The sequence below is a fragment of the Salegentibacter sp. BDJ18 genome (genome assembly GCF_017579965.1).
In the GTDB taxonomy this organism is placed as follows: Bacteria; Bacteroidota; Bacteroidia; order Flavobacteriales; family Flavobacteriaceae; genus Salegentibacter.
Genome location: NZ_JAFLQX010000003.1, coordinates 83,926 through 106,808 on the forward strand (window position 1 = coordinate 83,926; position 22,883 = coordinate 106,808).

At 36.7% G+C, this 22,883-nt stretch carries 21 protein-coding genes; 16 read left to right on the plus strand and 5 right to left on the minus strand.

Annotated elements, in window-relative coordinates:
- Positions 1–137: 137 nt before the first annotated feature.
- The 13 genes from J0871_RS02870 to J0871_RS02930 all read left to right on the plus strand — a co-directional run bounded on the left by J0871_RS02870 (position 138) and on the right by J0871_RS02930 (position 10,949).
- Positions 138–467 (plus strand): iron-sulfur cluster assembly accessory protein, encoded by a 330-nt coding sequence (locus J0871_RS02870; RefSeq protein WP_075325182.1) that lies wholly within the window; start codon positions 138–140, stop codon positions 465–467.
- A gap of 88 nt (positions 468–555) precedes the next feature.
- A complete protein-coding gene (sufB, locus tag J0871_RS02875; RefSeq protein ID WP_208223286.1) occupies positions 556–2,001 on the plus strand; it encodes a Fe-S cluster assembly protein SufB in 1,446 nt (481 codons plus the stop codon).
- Positions 2,002–2,010: 9 nt separating this feature from the next.
- A complete protein-coding gene (locus J0871_RS02880; RefSeq protein WP_208223288.1) occupies positions 2,011–2,415 on the plus strand; it encodes a hypothetical protein in 405 nt (134 codons plus the stop codon).
- A 42-nt stretch (positions 2,416–2,457) separates the two neighbouring features.
- Complete coding sequence (gene sufC / locus J0871_RS02885) at positions 2,458–3,210, plus strand: Fe-S cluster assembly ATPase SufC (RefSeq protein ID WP_075325184.1); 753 nt, start codon at positions 2,458–2,460, stop codon at positions 3,208–3,210.
- A gap of 118 nt (positions 3,211–3,328) precedes the next feature.
- Positions 3,329–4,645 (plus strand): Fe-S cluster assembly protein SufD, encoded by a 1,317-nt coding sequence (gene sufD / locus J0871_RS02890; RefSeq protein ID WP_075325185.1) that lies wholly within the window; start codon positions 3,329–3,331, stop codon positions 4,643–4,645.
- A 47-nt stretch (positions 4,646–4,692) separates the two neighbouring features.
- Complete coding sequence (locus tag J0871_RS02895) at positions 4,693–5,931, plus strand: cysteine desulfurase (protein WP_208223290.1); 1,239 nt, start codon at positions 4,693–4,695, stop codon at positions 5,929–5,931.
- Positions 5,932–5,940: 9 nt separating this feature from the next.
- Positions 5,941–6,369, plus strand: a complete 429-nt coding sequence (locus tag J0871_RS02900; protein WP_083634125.1) for an META domain-containing protein — start codon at positions 5,941–5,943, stop codon at positions 6,367–6,369.
- A 43-nt stretch (positions 6,370–6,412) separates the two neighbouring features.
- The gene (locus tag J0871_RS02905; RefSeq protein ID WP_075327872.1) at positions 6,413–6,790 is read left to right on the plus strand and encodes a SufE family protein; all 378 of its coding nucleotides are present in this window, start codon (positions 6,413–6,415) and stop codon (positions 6,788–6,790) included.
- 1 nt (position 6,791) lies between these two features.
- Entirely contained in the window at positions 6,792–7,115 is a 324-nt protein-coding gene (locus tag J0871_RS02910; protein WP_075325188.1) for an iron-sulfur cluster assembly protein, read from the plus strand.
- An 81-nt stretch (positions 7,116–7,196) separates the two neighbouring features.
- The gene (locus tag J0871_RS02915) at positions 7,197–7,709 is read left to right on the plus strand and encodes a DUF2480 family protein (protein WP_208223292.1); all 513 of its coding nucleotides are present in this window, start codon (positions 7,197–7,199) and stop codon (positions 7,707–7,709) included.
- A 100-nt stretch (positions 7,710–7,809) separates the two neighbouring features.
- Entirely contained in the window at positions 7,810–8,703 is an 894-nt protein-coding gene (locus J0871_RS02920; protein WP_208223294.1) for a DUF3078 domain-containing protein, read from the plus strand.
- A 219-nt stretch (positions 8,704–8,922) separates the two neighbouring features.
- Positions 8,923–10,143, plus strand: coding sequence for a GTPase HflX (hflX, locus tag J0871_RS02925; RefSeq protein WP_075325191.1), 1,221 nt, complete (start codon positions 8,923–8,925; stop codon positions 10,141–10,143).
- Positions 10,144–10,220: 77 nt separating this feature from the next.
- Entirely contained in the window at positions 10,221–10,949 is a 729-nt protein-coding gene (locus tag J0871_RS02930; RefSeq protein ID WP_208223296.1) for a hypothetical protein, read from the plus strand.
- A 1-nt stretch (position 10,950) separates the two neighbouring features.
- On the opposite strand, the gene J0871_RS02935 is transcribed toward J0871_RS02930, so the two are convergent.
- Genes J0871_RS02935 through J0871_RS02945 form a run of 3 tightly spaced genes read right to left on the minus strand, consistent with a single transcriptional unit; the run spans position 10,951 to position 15,592 of the window.
- Complete coding sequence (locus tag J0871_RS02935; protein WP_208223299.1) at positions 10,951–11,358, minus strand: hypothetical protein; 408 nt, start codon at positions 11,356–11,358, stop codon at positions 10,951–10,953.
- Positions 11,359–11,388: 30 nt separating this feature from the next.
- A complete protein-coding gene (locus J0871_RS02940; RefSeq protein WP_208223301.1) occupies positions 11,389–12,768 on the minus strand; it encodes a DUF5689 domain-containing protein in 1,380 nt (459 codons plus the stop codon).
- 10 nt (positions 12,769–12,778) lie between these two features.
- Positions 12,779–15,592, minus strand: a complete 2,814-nt coding sequence (locus tag J0871_RS02945; RefSeq protein WP_208223303.1) for a TonB-dependent receptor — start codon at positions 15,590–15,592, stop codon at positions 12,779–12,781.
- A gap of 99 nt (positions 15,593–15,691) precedes the next feature.
- Between J0871_RS02945 and J0871_RS02950 the strand changes: the two genes are divergently transcribed.
- Complete coding sequence (locus tag J0871_RS02950) at positions 15,692–16,780, plus strand: endonuclease/exonuclease/phosphatase family protein (RefSeq protein WP_208223305.1); 1,089 nt, start codon at positions 15,692–15,694, stop codon at positions 16,778–16,780.
- 72 nt (positions 16,781–16,852) lie between these two features.
- Here the strand turns inward: J0871_RS02950 and J0871_RS02955 are convergent, their stop codons facing one another.
- Positions 16,853–17,290: a hypothetical protein gene (locus tag J0871_RS02955; RefSeq protein WP_075325196.1), complete on the minus strand. Its 438-nt coding sequence runs from the start codon at positions 17,288–17,290 to the stop codon at positions 16,853–16,855.
- A 207-nt stretch (positions 17,291–17,497) separates the two neighbouring features.
- Here J0871_RS02955 and J0871_RS02960 point away from each other — a divergent pair, with 207 nt between their 5' ends.
- On the plus strand, positions 17,498–18,214 hold the full coding sequence (locus tag J0871_RS02960; protein ID WP_208223307.1) for an energy transducer TonB: 717 nt from the start codon (positions 17,498–17,500) through the stop codon (positions 18,212–18,214).
- 36 nt (positions 18,215–18,250) lie between these two features.
- On the plus strand, positions 18,251–20,041 hold the full coding sequence (locus J0871_RS02965) for a VWA domain-containing protein (protein WP_208223309.1): 1,791 nt from the start codon (positions 18,251–18,253) through the stop codon (positions 20,039–20,041).
- A 72-nt stretch (positions 20,042–20,113) separates the two neighbouring features.
- Here the strand turns inward: J0871_RS02965 and J0871_RS02970 are convergent, their stop codons facing one another.
- On the minus strand, positions 20,114–22,861 hold the full coding sequence (locus J0871_RS02970) for a TonB-dependent receptor (protein ID WP_208223311.1): 2,748 nt from the start codon (positions 22,859–22,861) through the stop codon (positions 20,114–20,116).
- Positions 22,862–22,883: the final 22 nt, after the last annotated feature.

The following is a 22,883-nucleotide window of genomic DNA, read 5'->3' on the forward strand; positions in this document are numbered from 1 at the left end:
TTTATAATTTAATAATCTTTTATAAATTAGAATTGGCAGGACTTATCAATGTATTCTTAAAACATATACCAGCGCTATGGTAAACCGCTTGTTTTATAGTATATTTGTACCCAATTTAGAATTAATCTTTTTAAGCTATGATAAAAGTAAGCGAAAGCGCTAAAAAAAAGATTGCCACACTTATGAGTGAAGAGGGTTTTGACAATATGAAAGACTTTGTTCGGGTAGGTGTAAAAAGCGGAGGCTGCTCTGGTTTGTCTTACGAGTTAAATTTTGACAAATCTAAGGCCGAAGATGACAAACTTTTTGAAGACAACGATATAAAAATAGTAGTAGATAAACGCAGCGTATTATACCTGGCCGGAACTGTTTTAGAATTTTCTGGCGGATTAAACGGCAAGGGATTTGTATTTAATAATCCTAACGCCCAAAGAACCTGTGGATGCGGAGAAAGTTTTTCTCTGTAATTAATTAAAAGGAACAGAATTTAAAAACAAGAATTAAACCTCAAATTTTTAAACTTTTGAACCTTAAATAATTTTGAATAAATAAGAGATGGCATATACTGAAGATGATTTAAAAAAAGAGCTCGAAACGAAAGAATATGAGTACGGGTTTTATACCGACATTGAATCGGATACATTTCCTGTGGGATTAAATGAAGATATTGTTAGAGCGATCTCCAAAAAGAAAGAAGAACCGGAATGGATGACTGAATGGCGACTAAAAGCATATCGCCATTGGAAAACCATGAAAGAACCTGAATGGGCTAACGTGCATTACGAAAAGCCGAATTTTCAGAATATTTCTTACTATTCGGCTCCTAATAAAAAACCTAAATACGAGAGTTTAGACGAAGTAGATCCAGAATTGTTGGATACTTTTAAAAAGCTTGGAATTTCTGTAGACGAACAGAAAAAACTTGCCGGTGTTGCTGTAGATGTAGTTATGGATTCTGTTTCTGTAACCACAACATTTAAAAAGACGCTAGCTGAAAAAGGAATTATTTTTTGTTCAATTTCAGAAGCAATCAGGGAACATCCTGAGCTTGTTAAGAAATACATAGGCTCAGTAGTACCTACTACCGATAATTTTTACGCAGCATTAAATTCTGCAGTATTTAGTGATGGTTCATTTTGCTACATTCCAAAAGGCGTAAGATGCCCAATGGAACTTTCAACGTATTTTAGAATTAACCAGGCTGGTACCGGGCAATTTGAGCGTACGCTTGTAGTTGCAGAACCGGGAAGTTATGTTAGTTATCTTGAAGGTTGTACTGCACCTACCCGTGATGAAAATCAATTACACGCGGCGGTTGTAGAACTTATAGCCTTAGATGATGCCGAAATTAAGTACAGTACCGTACAGAACTGGTTCCCGGGAAGTAAAGAAGGAAAAGGAGGAGTTTATAACTTCGTAACCAAACGTGGACTTTGTGAAAAAGGAGCTAAGATTTCCTGGACGCAAGTTGAAACGGGATCTGCAGTAACCTGGAAATATCCATCCTGTATTTTAAAAGGAGATAATTCTATTGGGGAATTTTATTCTATTGCAGTTACTAATAATCACCAACAGGCAGATACCGGGACAAAGATGGTTCACCTTGGAAAAAACACCAGGAGTACCATTATTTCTAAAGGTATTTCGGCAGGAGAGTCGCAAAACTCTTATCGCGGACTTGTGCAAATAAACGGCAGAGCTGAAAATGCCCGTAACTTTTCACAATGTGATTCCCTTTTAATGGGAAATAAATGTGGCGCGCATACCTTCCCATATATTGAAGTTAAAAACAAAAGCGGGCAGGTAGAACACGAAGCCACCACAAGTAAAATTGGAGAAGACCAAATCTTCTACTGTAACCAACGTGGTATTGATACCGAGAAAGCTATTGCTCTTATTGTAAACGGCTTTAGTAAAGAGGTATTGAACAAACTACCTATGGAGTTTGCAGTGGAAGCACAAAAACTATTAGAAATTTCTCTGGAAGGATCTGTAGGATAATTTGGGCAAATGAAGATTGAAGAAATGAAGAAGTTTTTGCTAATTCTTAGCCTTGCTTTTACGGCTTTTTCCTGCCAGGACGAAGGCCGCCAGGATCTAATGAACCAACCTGAAGCAGAAAAAGTTCCCGATAGTATTCAAACGCTAACCGGTGAATTTATTTATGCCGGCGATGCAGCAATTTTAAGAGGAAGCGATTTTGTTTATGGCGTAACTATAGACTCGATGTCTAAAGTACTCGCCGAGCAGATACAACCATTTCAGAAGGAAGAATTTGATATGGTTCCAGTAAAGGTTAAAGGAAAAATTGTGCCCAACCCAAGACAGGAAGGCTGGGATGAGAATATAGAAATAAGAGAAATTATAGAAATTCTGGAGTCTGAGAAGGCTTTAGAAGAACAGGAAGAAGAATAATAAACCAATCCCAAATTTATTCGGGATGCATACAGATAATTTATGCTACAAATAAAGAATTTACACGCAAGTATAGAAGATAAAGAAATCTTAAAAGGAATTAATCTTGATATTAATCCCGGAGAAGTTCACGCTATTATGGGACCTAATGGTTCAGGAAAAAGTACACTTTCTTCGGTAATTGCGGGAAAAGAGGAGTTTGAACAAACCCAGGGAGAAATTATTTTTGAAAACACAGAAATTTCAGAAATGGATCCTGAAGAAAGAGCTCATAAAGGTATATTTCTTTCTTTTCAATATCCGGTGGAGATCCCAGGAGTTTCAGTTACCAATTTTATGAAAACCGCCATCAACGCCCATAGAAAAGCTAATGGACTGGAAGATATGCCGGCAAATGAAATGCTGAAAAAGATTAGAGAGAAATCTGAAAGTTTGGAAATTGACCGTAAATTTTTATCAAGATCTTTAAACGATGGGTTTTCAGGTGGAGAAAAGAAAAGAAATGAAATCTTCCAAATGGCAATGTTAGAACCAAAATTGGCTATTCTTGATGAAACCGATTCAGGTTTGGATATTGATGCCCTTAAAATTGTTGCCGACGGGGTAAACAAATTAAGAAGCAAAGACAACGCAGTTTTGCTAATTACTCACTACCAACGTTTGCTTAACTATATTGTACCAGATGTAGTTCACGTAATGATAGACGGTAAAATAGTGAAATCTGGCGGTAAAGAACTTGCGCTAGAGCTGGAAGAAAGAGGTTACGAATGGGTTAAAGCCGAAAAAGCGGTTTAATAACTTATTTCGAAAAAAGTAAGAAAAGCTATTTTAGTCTTTTTGAAGACTGGTCAAGTTTCCCGCCTATACTGAAATAAATTCAGCACAAGCTGCGGGAAAGACAAAATACATTATCATGGAATTAAAAGAGAAATTAGTATCATCTTTCCTGGCTTTTGAAGAAGAGTACACGGGATCTAACGATGATCTTCATAAAATAAGAAATCAGGCGATTAAGGATTTTGAAACTATAGGTTTCCCAAACCGAAAGCAGGAAGATTATAAATACACTTCCCTTAAATCAATTTTAAAGGAAGATTATAGTCTTTTTCCAAAACAGGAAAATACGCTTGAATATAAAGACATTAAAAAGTATTTTATACACGAGATAGATACTTACGATTTAGTGTTTATAGATGGTATTTACTCATCACACTTATCTAGCACCACGCATGATAAGATTGATGTTTGCTTAATGTCTTCGGCTTTAAATAAAGATCTTTACAAGCCGGTAATTGATAATTATTTCAACAAAATTGCTCCAAAAAATGGACTAAACTCGTTGAATACTGCTTTTACCAAAGAAGGGGCTTTTATTCATATTCATAAGAATACGATGGCCGATAAACCAATTCAGATCATTAATTTCTCTACTGGAAACGAATCTTCTTTATTAGTGCAGCCTCGTAATTTAATTGTGGTAGACGAAAATTCCCATTGCCAGATTATTGAGCGTCACCAAAGTTTAACAGATCAACCGGTGCTTACTAATTCGGTTACCGAAATTTTTGCTGATAAACGCGCTATAGTAGATTATTATAAGATTCAGAACGATAAACTTTCGGCGTCTTTAATTGATAATACCTACATAGAACAGAAATCGGAAAGCTTCTGCTCTGTACATACTTTTTCACTTGGCGGAAAATTAACGCGTAACAACCTTAATTTTTACCAAAGAGGAGAACGCATAGATTCTACTATGAAAGGTGTTACCATCATTGAAGGAAAACAACACGTAGATCACAATACTTTGGTACATCACATAGAACCAAATTGTGAATCGCACCAGGATTACAAAGGTATTTTTGATGAAAAATCGGTTGGTGTTTTCAACGGGAAAGTAGTGGTTGAAAAGGAAGCGCAAAAAACAAATGCCTACCAGTCTAACAACAATGTTTTATTAAACGATAAAGCAACCATAAACTCAAAACCTCAGCTGGAAATTTTTGCAGACGATGTAAAATGTAGCCACGGTTGTACTATTGGACAGTTAGACGAAGAAGCTTTATTCTATCTTCAATCTCGTGGTATTCCAAGAAAAGAAGCCAGCGGACTTTTAATGTACGCATTTGCCAATAATGTATTGGAAAGTGTAAAAATCCCAGAGATTAAGAAGAGAATCAATAAACTTATAGCCCTTAAATTGGGCGTAGAATTAGGATTCAACTTGTAAATCGCTATTAAAAGTAGCTTTAATAGAATCCTCAAATAAATATAAAAATGAGCATTGCTACTAATAATATAGCATTTAACGTTGACGAAATTAGAAAAGACTTCCCTATCTTAAATAGGGAAGTTAATGGTTACCCCCTGGTTTATTTTGACAACGCCGCAACTTCGCAAACGCCGAAACAGGTAATGGATGCTATTGTAGATTATTATTCTAATTACAATGCTAACATTCACCGCGGTGTGCACAGTCTGTCTCAGGAAGCAACCGACAAATATGAAGGTGCCAGAAAAAAAATTCAGCAACATTTTAATGCTGAAAAATCTCATGAGATCATTTTTACATCAGGCACCACCCATGGGATTAATCTTGTTGCCAGCGGTTTTGCATCTATTCTAAAAGAAGGCGATGAAATCCTGGTTTCAGCATTAGAGCATCATTCCAATATTGTGCCCTGGCAAATGCTTTGCGAAAAAACTGGTGCAAAACTGAAAGTTATTCCTATGAACGAACAGGGAGAACTTATTTACGAATCTTTTGAAGAATTGCTTTCAGAAAAAACAAAAATGGTTTTCCTAAACCACGTTTCAAACGCTTTGGGAACCATAAATCCTATTAAAAAGATTATAGATAGAGCCCACGAGAAAGGCGCAGCCGTTTTAATAGATGGCGCGCAAGCTGCCCCGCATATTAAGGCAGATGTACAGGCATTAGATGTGGATTTCTATGTGGTTTCTGCACATAAAATGTGTGGCCCAACAGGTGTTGGCGTTTTATATGGCAAAGAAGAATGGCTGAATAAACTCCCCCCCTACCAGGGTGGTGGCGAAATGATTGCTACGGTAAGCTTTGAAAAAACAACTTATGCCGGTCTTCCTCATAAATTTGAAGCGGGTACGCCTAATATCTGTGGTGGCATTGCTTTTGGCGCAGCTATAGATTATATGAATAGTATTGGTTTTGAAGCAATTTCCCGTTACGAGGAAGAATTGTTGGATTATGCTACTTTAAAACTTCAGGAAATTGAAGGGATGAAACTCTACGGGACTTCAAGAGAAAAGACCGCAGTTATTTCGTTTAATATTGAAGGGCTTCATCCGTATGATATTGGGACGCTCGTAGATAAAATGGGGGTCGCGGTAAGGACCGGCCACCATTGCGCACAGCCTATTATGGATTTTTATAAAATTCCAGGTACTGTTCGGGCTTCTTTTTCGTTTTATAATACCAAAGAAGAAATAGACCGGTTTATTGATGCAGTTATAAAAGCAAAATCAATGCTTTCCTAAATATATTAAATGAAAAAGATCTTATTTATATTCAGCGCATTTTTAATGATTTCCTGCGGAAATTCAGAAGAAAAAATTTCAGAAGATCCAGCAGACCTGAATTCACTAAGTGGCGATTATAATTTAGTAGAAATGGATGGAGAAGATATTTCTGCAGAAGGTTTCATTTTAAATTTTAATGGTACAGAAAAAAGGTTATCGGGAAAAACCGGTTGCAACAATTTTGTAGCCACCTATAAAATTCAGGATTCTATCGTGAAATTCAATCCGCCGTTGGGAACCAAAATGTACTGCGAAGGGCAAATGGAATATGAAGAGATTATGAATGAAGTAATTCCCGAAATTAGAAATGTTAGAATTAGCGATAAAGATTTAATATTTTTATCTAAAGAAAATCAGGAGCTTTTAAACCTGCAAAAAACAGAAGATAGTGAGTAAAACGATACAGGAAATACAGCAAGAAATTGTAGACGAATTTGCAATGTTCGAGGACTGGATGCAGCGTTATGAGTATATGATAGAGCTTGGAAAAGCACTTCCGCTTATAGACGAAAAATATAAAATAGACGAAAATCTTATTAAAGGTTGTCAAAGTAAAGTGTGGGTTCACGCTGAACTTGAAGATGAGAAATTGGTTTTTACGGCCGATAGTGATGCCATTATTACCAAGGGAATTGTAGCCATTTTAATTAGGGCATTTTCCAATCATCACCCTTCAGCTATTATTGAAGCCGACACGAAATTTATTGATGAAATTGGTCTTAAAGAGCACTTGTCTCCTACTCGCGCCAATGGTTTGGTGAGTATGATCAAACAACTTAAAATGTATGCTGTAGCATACCAAACACAACTTAATTAAAATGGAACAGGAAATAGACACACAGGAATTAGGAGAAAAGATCGTAAAGGTTTTAAAAACTATTTATGATCCAGAGATCCCGGTAGATATTTACGAATTAGGCCTTATTTACGACGTAATGGTAAACACCGATCACGAAGTGAAAATATTAATGACCTTAACCACACCAAACTGCCCTGTAGCAGAGAGTTTGCCACAGGAAGTGAAGGAGAGGGTAGCTTCTATAGATACGGTAAAAGATGCCGAAGTAGAAATTACTTTCGATCCGCCGTGGAACCAGGACCTTATTAGCGAAGAAGCAAAACTGGAATTAGGGCTTTTATAAAAGTCCCCTAGCCCCCAAAGGGGAATAAAAACTTTCTTTAAATATTTATTAGCTTTTAACCACTAACCCTTAACCCATTTTATGGCCGAAGAAATAGTAAACCGAATAGCCAATAGTAAACTTATTACCTTTAACCTGGAGGATTATTATCCTGAAGGGGAACGCGTATTGTTTGATGTAAAAGACTGGCTTCTGGAAGGTTTCGTGCTGCGGGAAGGAGAATTTAGAGAACAGGCCAAAAACCACGACTGGACTCAATACCAGGATAAATTTATAGCCCTTACCTGCTCCAGCGATGCAATAATCCCTGCCTGGGCATTTATGTTACTGGCTACTTATTTACAGCCATATGCAAAAAAAGTAATCACCGGTGACCTGGAAACTTTAGAAACCGTACTTTATACCGAAGCTATTAATAAAATGGATGTTAGTGATCTTACAGATAAACCTGTGATCGTTAAAGGCTGCTCTCACAAACCGGTTCCAAAAAATGCCTATTTACTTTTAATAGAAAAACTGCAACCGGTAGTTAAAAGTTTAATGTATGGTGAGGCTTGCTCATCGGTACCTTTGTATAAAAAACCAAAAAATTAAGTTGAACCCTCTGGATGTATACTGCTTCAATTAGCAAAACGCAGGAAATAAACACAAAATAGTGGTAAACATCCAGATAGGGATCTTAAATTATAAACAAATGAAAAAATTATTATTTGCTCTCGCCCTTTGTGGCGGGATTTTTAATTTAACGGCTCAGGAAGAAGAGGAAGAACAAAAACAAGGATGGACAAAAGAAGGAAACATAGCCATTCTTTTTAATCAGTCAGCCTTTAATGAAGAGTGGACCGGCGGTGGAACGTCCAATATTGCAGGAAACCTTCTTTTTGATTACGATTTTAATTTATTAAAAGACGATTTTACCTGGGATAATAAATTACTTCTTGATTATGGAATGACTAAGCAGCGAAGTGACGAATTTGCCAGGAAAACAAGTGACCGCTTAGAATTTAACTCGATTGCGGGAAAGCAGGTACAGGAATCAAACTGGTATTACTCACTTTTTCTTAATTTTAGAACGCAAATTACAAAGGGCTATAAATTCGGAGAAGACGCTGAAAGCGGCCAAACAACCCGAAGAGAATATACCAATTTTCTATCTCCCGCTTACCTTCAATTTGGTCCCGGTATGATGTGGAAAAAAAGTGAAAATTTCTATATAAATCTTGCCCCGGCTACTGGAAGAATGGTTTTTGTAGATAAAGATTTTACTTCAGGCCCAGAGTATGTAGATGGTGATTATTTTGGCGTAGATGCAGGGAAAGCCATGCGTTTTGAACTTGGTGCCTCCGTGTCTGGTTACGCGCAATTCGATATAATTGAAAATGTAACTATGGAGAATTTAATTAACCTCTACTCCAACTATTTAGAAGATCCTCAAAACGTAGATATCGATTATACGATGAACATGAAAATGAAGATTAACGATTATCTTTCTACAAACCTTATTTTCCAGGCTATTTACGACGACAATGCAGTAAAAGGTTTTCAAATTAGAGAAGTTTTTGGTTTAGGATTTAATTATGGATTTTAGCCAATAAACAAACCCATAATTTATGCTGAACTTGTTTCCGTAGCTATTTTGATTATTTAAATACTGAAACGAGTTGAACGTGAAGACAAAACAAAAAATTAAAAATACAACCTGCCTTTTCCGGCGGGTTTGTTGTTTATAAGCACATTTTAGTTAAATATATGTTGAAATAATTTCCGCAAAAATCGCAGTAGCAATCTATTGTGTAACTTTGTATTTATGATTGAAAAAACCGACCTAACCCACGAGAAAGCTGTTCTAATTGGTATTGTAACCAAAGAGCAGGGGCATGATAAATTAGAAGAATACCTGGACGAATTAGAATTCCTTACCTATACCGCAGGCGGGGAAGTGATAAAGCGTTTTAGCCAAAATATGGATAAACCCAATCCAAAAACTTTTATAGGGACAGGGAAGATGAACGAGCTTAAACAGTTCGTAGATGAAAATGACGTAGGTACCGCTATTTTTGATGATGAACTTTCTCCTGCTCAACAGAAAAATATTGAGAAAATCCTGAAATGTAAAGTTTTAGATAGAACTACACTTATCCTCGATATTTTTGCTCAACGCGCACAAACCAGTTATGCGAGAACGCAGGTAGAACTTGCCCAATATGAATATTTATTACCGAGACTTGCGGGAATGTGGACTCACCTTGAACGCCAGCGTGGTGGTATTGGAATGCGTGGGCCAGGGGAAACAGAAATTGAAACTGACCGTAGGATTGTTAGAGATAAGATTTCCCTTTTAAAGAAAAAACTTGAAACCATAGACAAACAAATGGAGGTGCAGCGCGGTAACCGCGGACAGTTGGTTAGGGTTGCATTGGTAGGTTACACCAATGTTGGAAAATCTACTTTAATGAATACCATTAGTAAAAGTGAGGTTTTTGCCGAAAATAAACTTTTCGCAACTTTGGATACTACGGTAAGAAAAGTGGTAATTCGAAATTTACCCTTCCTTTTAACCGATACGGTAGGATTTATAAGGAAGTTACCTACACAACTAGTAGAGTCTTTTAAATCTACCTTAGATGAAGTTAGAGAAGCCGATTTACTATTGCACGTTGTAGATATTTCTCATCCAAATTTTGAAGACCACATAGAATCTGTTAACCAGATTATGAGTGAGATTAAGAGTAATGACAAACCAACGATTATGGTTTTTAATAAAATTGATCAATATGAAGCTGAAGAAATTGAAGATGATGATTTAATGACCGAAAGGACAAAAGCGCATTATACTTTGAAAGAATGGAAACAAACCTGGATGAATAAAATGGGAGATAACGTTCTGTTCATATCTGCTTTGAATAAAGAGAATATGGAAGATTTCCGCAGAAAAGTTTATGAAGCGGTTCGTAAAATTCATATCACCCGTTTTCCTTACAACAACTTCCTATATCCTGAATACGATAAATACGGAGAAGAAAAATAAAAGAATACAGCCCCGAAAATTTGGGGGCTTTTTATTGGTATTTTCAGTAAATTAGGGTAGACCAATAATTTACTACAATGAAAAAACTAATCTTATTACCACTATTTTTTTTCTCCGGAATAATGGGAGCTCAGGAGCTTGATGGCGCCTGGAAACTAATACAAAAAAACGGTGAAACGGTAAGCGATCGTGAAGTGATTAAAATAGTTCAAGACGGTTATTTTGCCTTGGGTTCTAAAAATTTAAGTAATAATGAATTTTTAGGCGCTGCAGGAGGAGAACTTAGCCTGGAAGATGAAACCCTTAGCGAAATTAGGGATTTTGACACCTACGATGCCGAAAACATTGGGACTGAACGGGAATATAATATTTCCTGGGAAGGCGAAAACAAGATGGAAATTTCTGACGGAAATACTACTAAAATATGGGAACGTGTTTCAGATAAATCAGATGCATTAACGGGAAACTGGGTAATTACCGGCCGTGAAAGAAACGGGGAAATGAATACAATGACCCCAGGTGACAGGCGCACGGTAAAAATTTTAAGCGGTGGAAGATTTCAATGGATCGCCTTTAATTCGGCTACCAAAGAATTTAATGGAACGGGCGGAGGAACTTACACTGCAGAAAACGGCACATATACTGAAAATATTGAATTCTTTTCACGAGATACCAGCCGTGTAGGCGCAAGTTTAGAGTTTCAATATGAAGTAAAAGATGGGAAATGGCATCATAAAGGGAAAAGCTCTAAAGGAGATCCTATTTATGAAATCTGGTCGCCTTACAGCGAAGCTTATCAAAAATAAATTATCTAACTAAAAAAGCCTCCTTGGGCATATAGAATTCTCCGGGAGGCACTTCTTTTAGATAAAAACGAATAGCTTTTTCACTGTCTATATATTGCAAACGTATTTTTCCTGAAGTATAACTTACGGCACTTTTTATAGTCCCGTCGTAAACACCTTCAGCGATTTTAACCAGATTGATTGTAAACGAATTTCCATTTTTTCTTTTACAATCGGTATTTTCACCCTGTGAGAAGATCACGCAATGATTACCTTTAATACTTCCCTGGCTTTCATACTCCAGTTCTAATTCCATGGTATTCTGCCCGTCTGGAGATTTCCAGAACCAATTTCCGGCAAAATCCTGGGAATGTTGAGCAGAACTTAAAGATGTAATTATCAAGAATAAAAAGAGTAATTTTTGCTTCATGCGCCGAGTTTAAATAATCTCCCAATTTACTCAATTCCCGCTTATTCGTATGTTATCAATATCATAAGTTGTGCTTTTATCTGGGGCACCACCTAAATATCTAAACGCGAAATGGATATCTCCCTTTAAGCAGGAAATATCTATTTCGCTTTTTACAAATCTTTTTCCGTATTGATTAGTAGGACCAATAGGAATTATCGCATCCAGCGGAGTCCAGTTAGTGGTTAAAACATTTCCGGTAAATTCCTCTGTAATCAAAACGCTTAGAATGGTGGCATTATCATAAGAAGACATAATTTCAAAAGCCAATTGAGCTTCTGAAACTTCATTCAAATCTATTGGCGGACTCACCAGCCAGGCTTCCATAGAAGTTTCTTCAGTATTATATGCTGAAACCCGAATATACCTATTCCCATCAAATGTTCCCGGTTCAAATGCTTTGTCGCCATTTATATTTATGTTGGTCCAGCCTTTATTTTCTAATGCAGAAAGACTTGCTACATTAGTGAAATTTTCTTCGAAAATAAGGGTACCACCCGTTATGTTATTACCCTCGCATTTTAGAAATTCCGGGTCGCACCGATCTCCATCAAAATTAAAATCATCGGGTGAATTCACTGCGATTACAAAATAATCATCATAAAAATTTCGGGTTAGAATCCCCTTTACACTTCCGGAATTTTCAGGCAAATACAAAGATTTAAATCCAGAAAAAGTGCTTGTACTAAGCATCGTGCTTGCACCGGTACGGCAACTTTCCAGCTGCCTTTCACCATCATACTCATCGGTTACTTCTCCTGCAAAAGTATAATGATGTTGCTCCCTGAGTAGGTTTAGATTGAACTGGACATTTTTAACTTCAATAAATAAATTTTCGTCTCTTTCATTAAATTCTGAAATTTCAAGTTGTAGTGGAATAATTTCCGCAGTTTCCATAGTTCTAATAATATGATCTTCTATCCTGGAAGATGGGATTGCCACCACGTCTCCCCTATTTTGAACTCCTAATTGATGCACGCCATTGTTAGACCATAAAGCGAGACCGTCTAACTTTACATATATTTTTCGACCAAAATTATAGGTTTCAAAAAGCGAATTATCATCTACCAGAAATAAAATGCCTGCAGTTGGGTTTTCAGGTTTATCCTGCAACACCAGTTCTTTATAAAAATTGCCACCCTCATCACTGGAAACTACATAAGCTTCCATTACCGTATTGGTTTCAGAAAAAACATAGATTTCTTCGGTTTCGGGATTAAAATTGCTTTTTACAGCAGAAATTCCGGTAATATTTCCTTCAATATTTATCTCTTTAGTTTTGGATTCCGGCAGCTCAAAATCGTCAGTTTTCACGCAAGAAATAGCTAAAAAAGAGAATAAAACAGTTATAATTAAATTGAAATTTTTCATACCTATAATTTTAAAATCTAACATAAATCATAGCAAAATAGGAAGCACCGGTGCCATACCAGTATTTGGGTCCAAAAATGGGGTTTTCCCTCTCCCGGTCTTGTTTTAAAGTGCGGTAATTGGCATTTCGGGATTGTTCAAAACCACCGGTTTTATAGAGTTTATCAAAAATATTATTGAGACTCACAAAGAAGCCGATAAACTTTCCTTTTACCAACCAGGATTTGCCACCTATGGCATTTACAAGCATATAATCTTTAAATTGTTCTTGTTTTAAAAGGTTTGCTGCAATACTTGCATCGTAATTAAGTATAGGTAAACCATCGCTATCATTCAGGAAATTCGCAGTTCTAGTTAACGGACTTACATCCAGAAAAGCCTGGAAGAAAAAATTTATTGTAGTTCCAAACCACCAATAATCGGGATCTCGATATTCAAACCCAATTTGAGCCGCTCTTTGCGGGCCACCGGCTATCCTATAATTTTTTAAATAAGAAGTTCCATAATCTACTATCTCATTAAAATCGTCTGAAGTTAAATAGAGTTCAGGACTATTGCTATAAACAAATTGTCCCAATGCCGCCGCCGCTTTTAATTTTATGGCTGAAGTTAATTGGGCCTCAACTCCCATTTCCAAACCTAAATGTTGTTTATCAATTCCGCTTAAAACCTCTTGCACAAATGCCGTAGTGCTATTTCTACCCAATCCTGAAAGTCCATCGGCATAATAAAAGGAAATTTCAGTTGCATCTTTAATTTGCGTGTAGTAAGCAGAAAGCCTGGCTTTGATTGTGCTGGACCTATACCTGTAGCTTATATCTATATTTTGAATTTGCTCACTTGCAAGACTCACTACCACATCATTATTTTGACGCGAATTAGAAAACGAATTGCGAAGGTTGGGCGGTTTGGTATACCAGGCTGCATTAAAGCCGAATAAATGCTTTGCTGTAAGTTTATAATTTGCTCCAAGTTTCCCTCCAAAATCGGTAAAGTTTAATTGCTCGCTTTTACCCAGGGAATTATCGGGAAAATTGCCATTTTGAAATAATCCTTCTCTTTGATAAGCGGTTTGGGAAGCAGTAATTCCTACATAGAAATCCAGCCTGTCGTAATCGAAATTCATTTGAGCAAAAGCTTTGGCAGAATTCGCATATAACCTGAAATTATATTTATAAGGTTTATTTTCTGAAACACTTCGGTTTGGATTTTGGAGATCACTTTGAGCTCTATCTTCAAGGGAAGTTTGCTCATCACCTTCGGCAAAAAAATCGACATCCAGAAAAGTATTGCCGCCCAGCATATCTTTAATAGAAGCAAAATTATGGGAGTTCAAATAGGAAAATGCCAGCTTTCCATCCAGATCTATATTGTCATTAATTTTAGCAGAAATAATAGAATTAAAATCTAATTTAATATCATCATTTCTGTCTTCCGCCAAGGCATAAACAGTATAGCCGGCGGCATTATTTGCATTATACAACTGCTCCCAATTTAATTGCCCGTTGTCTTTAAAATCCTGCTGCGCCAGGTAAGCAGCTTCATAATTTGGATTATCTGAAAAACGTAAATAATAGCTGGGTAGTTTTTGATAGTAGGTTGGGTCTGGATTTGTGCCGCCACCTACATAACTATTTTGCCCATTAATTTCGGCCATTCGGGTTCCTCCAAAATCAATCCTGGAATTCCCGGTTTTGCCAAATTGAAAAGCGAAATTATTATTAATGCTTATTTCTGCTGAAAATTCCCAAAAATGATTTAGCATCAAGATTGGTTCTTTTATCTCCCTTACTCTGGAATTTCTCATTTTCCCATCCTGGTAACCCCAATAGGCATTGTATTTTCTTCCTTTTAACTCAAAGACTTCCGCCGTATTTGGAGATGATTTTCCGCGGATATTAGGCGTATAAAATCCCGTAAAATTTAGGCTATGCTCTTTATTAAAAGTTTTTTCAACCGAAAGAAAAAAAGCATTAGCATCATATAAAGTGCCATCAATAAAGGCCTCTTTCGCAAACCTTCGGGAAGCTGAAATTGCATAAGCCCAACCATTCTTTAATTCTCCAGAACCATAGGTAGCCATTAATCGGCCGTTATAACTTCGGTTGGCGGCGGCTATAGATGCTTTGCCTCCTTTAGCATATTTTGAAGCGCGCATTACGATGTTGGTAGTGCCGGCTAAACCTCCAAAACTCACAGGAGACGGACTTAAACCCATAGAAAAAACCTGATTGCGCTGCACATCATTAAGTCCGCCCCAATTGCTCCACTGCGGCCGGCCGGTATAGGCTTTATTCATTTCTATCCCGTTTATTAGAACTTTGCCGTGTTCACTATCAAGCCCGCGAGGTCTAAAGAATGTTTGGCTAAAATCAAAAGCAGCTGCATTAAGAAAGACATCCCGTGAAGCCTGCAAAAGCCCCGAAAGATTATCAATATGTGCTTCATCTTCATCCAGCTCGGCATCAGAAAGGCTAATGGTGCTTATTTGATTCGCATAATCTGCTAGAATAGGTGGCATTAGAATTAAACCAAGATTTTTGATGGCTTCAGCTTCAATTATTATCGGCAGCCGTAGCTCTTTATAGTCCTGAAGTATAATCTTTAAAACCTGTTCTCCAAGAGGAATTTCTTCAGAAAGAAAAATAAATTCCCCTTGTTCATCTGAAATTGTTTCGAAAACACTTCCTTCAATAAGCACTTTGGCGCGGGATAATTCTTTATAGGTTTGTGCATCTACCAATTTTCCTCTCAGGGAAATTTCCTGGGCAAATGACACTGAGAGTCCCAGTCCCAGAATGAGAAGAAAAAAGAAGAATTTCATCGGGTTTTATTTCCATATTTATTATAAGTTTAGATAAATTAGACACAAAAATCAAATAATCAGCACTTTATGTGAATATTTTAAAGAATTTGTAAGACTATGATTACCCGTATTTTTCCCTTATTTAGCGTTTATCTTTTATTTCTGATTTCTGCTGAAAGTGTTTTCTCACAGCCAAAAACTGAATATAAAATATTAAGTATTGCTTTTTATAATGTTGAGAATCTTTTTGACACAGAAAATAATCCGTTCACTTTTGATGACGATCGTACGCCTGAAGGAGATGATGTATGGACCCAGGAAAAATACCGCGACAAACTCCAAAAACTGGCGGGAGTTATGGCTGAAATAGGTTATGACACAACAAAACAACCTCCGGGAATTATAGGCTTATGTGAAGTTGAAAATCGAGGAGTTTTAGAAGACCTAATCAATGAGCCCCAACTGAAGCACTACAATTACAATATTGTGCATTACGATTCTCCAGATCGGCGGGGGATTGATGTAGCCTTATTATATAGAAAAGAAATTTTTAGATTAGAAAATTCGGTTTCTCACGAGTTATTGATTTATAACAGCAAAGAACCAGATAAACGCGTTTACACCCGAGATCAATTGGTAGTAAGCGGGAAAATTGATGGAGAAAAACTGCATTTTATTGTCAACCACTGGCCTTCCAGAAGTGGTGGCGAAGCAGCGAGTAGCTATAAAAGAGAAAAGGCAGCTGCTCTAAATAAAATTATCCTTGATTCTATATTTAAAAAAGAGCCTTTGGCTAAGATTATAAGCATGGGCGATTTTAACGATGATCCCACCAATAAAAGTTTCAAGGAAGTATTAAAAACTGTAGCTACTCAAGATGAAGTAAATCCTCATCAATTATATAACCCTATGGAAAAAATGCTGAAGAAAGGAATGGGTACCCTTGCTTACCGGGATGGCTGGAATTTATTTGATCAAATTCTTGTTTCTGGCGGTTTAACCGGGAGAGATTATTCCAAATTTCAGTTTTATAAAGCAGGTATCTTTAATAAGAAATACCTAATTACCGAAAACGGACAATACAAGGGATATCCCTTCCGTAGTTATGGATATAGTGGTTACCAGGGCGGTTACAGTGACCATTTTCCGGTTTATATTTACCTGCTTAAAGAAGTCTCTTCAAATCCAAACCGAGACAATAAATAAATTACCTCGTAGCATTTAAATCTCGATGATTGGATAAAAGTAAAACCTTAGAAATAATTTAATTATACAGTTTTAAAACCAGGCGTTCCAGGGAATACGGGACAACATTACCAATAATCCTAAGGTATAAAATATAGCAAGGATTTTAAACTTAGGCTTTGAAGTAAGTTTACTCTTGTGTTTTGAGTATCCAATGGTAATTAAAGTTACCGCAATAATCATCATTAACGGATGTTCCAGAATATAAAGTCTCAAAGTAGGATCTGGCATTACCGTACCCATTCCTTCTTCCAGAAGTACTGAAAAATAGGGAGATACAAAGTATAAAACTATTCCTATTAAAAGCTGAATATGTGAAGTGATAAGTGTGAAAAGTGCAATCCTAAAATTAGTGGCTCCATATTCTTTATTAGAAGCATAACCAATAATTGCATTTATAGAGGCTACAAATAAAACTATTAATACTAAATAAGCCCAATAAGAATGAATGAATTGTACAGTTGGATACATAAGAGTAAATTTTTAGTAAAGATAGGATTTTCTATAAAATTGTAGCGGCATTGTACTTCTAAGTTTAGAATTGAATATCCAGTTTTTCAATATGAATTAAAATCATAATTTTTAGTTTTTTGGCATTTTAATTGATAGTTATCTAAAATACCAGCCATTCTATTGAGTTTCTTATCATTTATTTACTAACTATTAATCTAATATCTTATGAAACCTAAGAAAAATGCCAAAGCCGATCTTCGGAAAAAATCAAACTTGTTTTTATCATTCGGACTTATTGTAGCCTTGTTGGCCAGCTTATTATTAATAGAATGGAAAACCTACGACAAGGAGGAATTTACAAAAGAGCAGGTCTATTTAGAGGATCTTGAAGAAGAAGTTATCCCCATTACCGAGTTAGCAAACACTCCGCCACCAAAACCTCCGGTAATTCCAGATGAAATAGAGATCATTAAAGATGATCCCGAAGCCAAAGAAGACGAAATTGAGTCTACCGAAGCAAAGCTTGACGACATTGTAGAACCAGAGGAAATAATTGATCATAAACCCGATGAAGAAGTAGAAACTGTTCCTTTTACATTAATTGAAGATGTACCAATATTTCCGGGTTGTGAAGCATTAGAAGATAATACCGCGAGAAAGAACTGCATGAGTGAAAAAATAACCACTTATGTAAATAAGAATTTCAATAAGGATCTGGGTCGTGAATTAGATCTTTCAGGAGTAAATCGTATCAATATTCTTTTTCAAATAAATACTGAAGGAGATATCGTAAATATACAGGCACGAGCGCCACATCCAAAACTGGAAGAAGAAGCCAAAAAGCTAATTGAAGCCCTACCAAAAATGCAACCCGGCAAACAACGCGGAAAGCCTGTTAATGTAAATTATGCCTTACCCATAATTTTCCAAGTTCAGGAATAAAAATCAACTTTCTACAACACCTATAAAATTCAATTCATGAAGTATAATTTACTATTTATTTTAAGCCTATTTCTCTGCAACTCGATTTCGGCACAGACAATAACCGGAACGGTAAGTAATGAAAATTCAACACCACTTCCCGGCGTTAACATTCTTAATAAGAGCACAAATTCCGGGACACAAACCGATTTCGACGGAAAATACAGCATTAAAGCTAAAAAAGGAGATCTTCTTACCTTCAGCTTTATTGGTTATAAAACCAAAGAGGTTAAGGTTAAAGATAAAAAGGTGATTAATGTCTCTTTAGAGCCTTACAATGTTTCTTTGAACGAAGAAGTAGTAGCAGTAGCAATAGCGGATTCAGAAACGATAAGAATTCGAGGAACTTCAAGTTTACAGACTGGCTATGGTTATAACAATAGAACTAACACAGAAGCTTATAAAGAAAGAAACGAGAATATTTTTAAAAGTGTCAAGACCGCACCACTTTCTACCTTTTCTATAGATGTAGACCGTGCTTCTTACAGCAATATTAGGAGGATGGTCAACAATGGGCAGGAGATCCCTAAAGGCGCCGTTAAAATAGAGGAAATGATAAATTATTTCAACTACAATTATGCCGGGCCTAAAGATGAACATCCCTTTGCCATACATACAGAGGTAGCAAAATCTCCCTGGAACCAACAAACAAAAATCGCGAAAATAGCCTTACAGGGTAAAAACATTCCTACTGAAGATATCCCGGCATCCAATCTTACATTCCTATTAGATGTTTCAGGTTCTATGAATTCCCCTAACAAAGTACCCTTACTAAAATCTTCTTTTAAAATTCTGGTGAACCAGTTACGGGAAGAAGATCGGGTAGCCATAGTAGTTTACGCGGGCGCTGCAGGGGTTGTTTTAGAATCCACACCCGGCAGTGAAAAAATAAAGATCCTGGAAGCGATTAATAACCTAAATGCAGGGGGCTCCACCGCCGGAGGTGAAGGCATACAACTAGCTTATAAAATTGCAAAAGAGAACTTTATTGAAGGCGGAAACAACAGGGTTATTCTTGCTACAGATGGCGATTTTAATATTGGCGCTAGCAGTGATAGCGCAATGAAAGAATTAATTGAAGAAAAAAGGGAAAGCGGAGTATTTCTAACCGTATTAGGCTTTGGAATGGGAAATTACAAGGACTCAAAACTGGAAAGCCTTGCCCAGGCCGGGAATGGCAACCACGCTTATATAGATAGCATGCAAGAATCCAGACGAGTTCTGGGAACTGAGTTTGGAGGAACACTTCACACCATTGCCAAAGATGTAAAAATCCAGGTAGAATTCAATCCCGAAAAAATCCAGGCTTACCGATTAATTGGTTATGAAAATCGATTACTGATTGCAGAAGATTTTAATGATGATGAAAAGGATGCCGGGGAACTTGGAAGTGGCCACACCGTTACAGCTCTTTATGAGCTAATTCCTGTAGGAGTTGAAAGTGAGTATTTAAAAGAAATAGACTCACTGAAGTATACTAACACCGAATTAAAAAATAATAGCGGTGAGTTATTTACGGTAAAATTTAGGTATAAGGATCCAGAGGGTGCAAAAAGCAAGCTCATTACCAAGACGGTAGCAGATACTGAAAAGGATTTTGAAGAAGCCAGCGCCGATTTTAAGTTTGCTGCTGCTGTAGCACTTTATGGAATGAAATTAACCGATTCAGAATTTGTAAAAAATCATAATACTGGATTGATATTAGATCTTGCCGAAAAAGGTCGTAGAGAGGACAAGGAAGGTTACAGAGCGGAATTTATAAGACTTGTAAAAAGTGAAGTAAATTAATAAACAGGTCACCTTTAAAACAAAACCACCCCAATTTGGGGTGGTTTTTTATTGAAAATTAATCTCTTTTATTTAGAAGTTAAAAGTAACTCCGGCATTCCAGGTTCTTCCGAATCCAAAATATACCCTGTTATTAACATTAATTCCCTGGTACGTTTCATCACCAGCACCAGCTAAAAGGTTGGTATCAGCTTCAGAAATGTACATTGTATCAAATACGTTATTTACATTAACTCTAAAGTTCAGGTTATTGTTATTTTGCCCAATTGGCAATCTAAACGAAGCACCTGCATCAACCAATCCAAACGAAGGTAATTTTAAAGCTTCAAAATTCTCCTCACCTAAAGCATCAGTAGCATCAAAGTCAGCATAAAGATTATCTACATACCTATAATTCGCATCTACTCTTAAACCTTCAATAATGGTATAATCTGCTCCAAGACTGGCAGTAAATTGTGCAGCATCTCCAACTTTTACACCATCTAAAGCTAAAGTTGCAGTTTGTGGATTTCCGTTTTCATCTAAGATAGGGCTTTGATCATTATCAAAATATGCTGTTTCAACATCATCCTGATATTCCCAGTTACCAATAGACATCATCCCATTGTATCTTAATTTATCTGAAATTCTACCGGTAAAATCTAATTCAAAACCAGTATGCACCTGGGTAATTCCATAAAGGTTTGCAGTACCTCTAACTTCTTGCGGAGTTTCTGCATTAAATACAGCTCCTGTACTTTCAAATCTATCTGCCCATGAAGTTCTGTAAAGGTTCACGTTGGCACTAAAGAAACTAGATCTAAAACCGTATCCAATTTCGGTACCAATTACCTGTTCGTTTTGAAGATCTGGGTTCAAATTATTTCCGAAGTTAATGAACACTGCATCAAAAAGAGGTTGTTTAGAATAGTAACCTGCGTTTGCATAGATGTTATGTCTTTCGTCAATATTCCAGTTTAAACCACCTTTAATATTTCCACCAATTATATTTTCCCAATCGGTTTCCTGGCTACCTTCAAGTTCTCCAAAATACTCAACTCTTTTAAAGCCCTGGTTAGAGATAGATCCCTGAACGAATGCTGAAATTACGTCGTTATTATATTCTAACTGTCCAAAAGTACCAGCCCATCTTACTAAACCATCGTTATAATAATCTATTTTTTCTTCTGAATCAATATCAGAGAATACCCAGAAGTTAGGATCTGCATCGTACGTTTGACGTTGTACAGGATTAGGGTCGTTATTAACATTATCGGTTTGTAAATAAGCGTCACCTCCCATTAAATTATTAACTCTTCTATAGTGAATACCTTTGTAAGTTCTTAAATCAACACCTACATCCAAAGTAAGCTCATCTGTTAACTGGTTACTTAGGTTAGATAACACACCAAACCAGTTGTGAGAGTTTATAGAAGCTCTTCTTGTAATTCCATTAGCCGAAGACCTATCTCCATTACCCTGATTAAGATAAATACCATCGGTAAGTGTTCTCTGTCCTTCTGGGTTAGCGTCATTTCCAAAGTCTGGAACGGCCTGCCCTCTATTGTAAGCAAAAATATCGTCTACTCTTATCAAACCGTTATCGGTTCTTGGAAGCGCAAATTGTCTTCTTCCATTTATAGTACCAATTTCTCCGGTTCCACCTCCACGTCCAAAAGAAGCGTAAGCTGAAGTAGAAAGTTTAGTGGCAGAATTAATATCGAAATCCCAGTTTAAAGACATAATTGGCTTGTGGTAGAAGTTTCTGGTAAAAGAAAACTCTTCTCCATTTCTATAACCCCAGTTTTCATTATATTTTATATTTGGATCTTCATCATCACTATATTGTTGATAAACATCAATCGAGCTACTTCTGCTACGTTGATTGTGCCATTGTGGTGCACCAGTTACTGTAAACTGAAAATCATGCGTATCATTAGGTCTGTATCCAAAACCTAAATAATAGTTGTACCCCTGAAATTCGGTTCCGTCAACATAGCCATCTCCTTGAGTTTGACTTAATAATACAGTTGTTGAAAAACCACTTTCCATTAGACCCGTATTATAAGAAGCAACAGTTTTTAAGTAAGAATCATTACCCGTCATAGCTGTTACAAATCCACCTTCAGATCTATCTGCGGCTCTTGTTACCACGTTGATGGTTCCACCTACAGAAGATACCGCTAATTTAGAAGAACCTAATCCTCTTTGAACCTGAATAGCCGAAGCTACATCGCTTAAACCAGCCCAGTTACTCCAATAAACCGAACCATTTTCCATATCGTTAATTGGCACACCGTTAATCATTACCGCAGAGTTATTAGTATCAAACCCTCTAATATTAATACGGGCATCTCCAAATCCACCACCTTGTTTGGTGGCGTAGATAGAAGGCGTGTTGTTCAAAATTTCAGGAAATTCCTGCGAACCTAATTTCTCCTGAATTTCGGCAGCTCTAATAGTAGAAACAGCAACAGGAGTTTCACGATCTTTAGCTAAATCGGCAATACCGGTAATTACCACCTCGGCCAATGCATCGGCATCTGGACCTAAAGTAATTGTACCTAAATCTTGTGTAGCACCACCAGTTATATTAAAGTTAATGGTTTGTCTTTCATAACCAATAAAGGTTACGCTTATTCTCCCCGAGGCAGCTTTTACATCTAAAGAAAAATTTCCATCAAAGTCTGTAGTAGTACCATTGTTAGTACCAACTACCATAACGGTTGCACCCGGAAGGGGGCCGTCCATTTCAGAATCAATCACCGTTCCGGTAAGAGTTCCCTGAGCAAAAATTGTAGCTGATGTTAGAAACAACGCTAATGCGAGTAATTTCCTCATTTTTGAATTTGTTTGTTTTGAG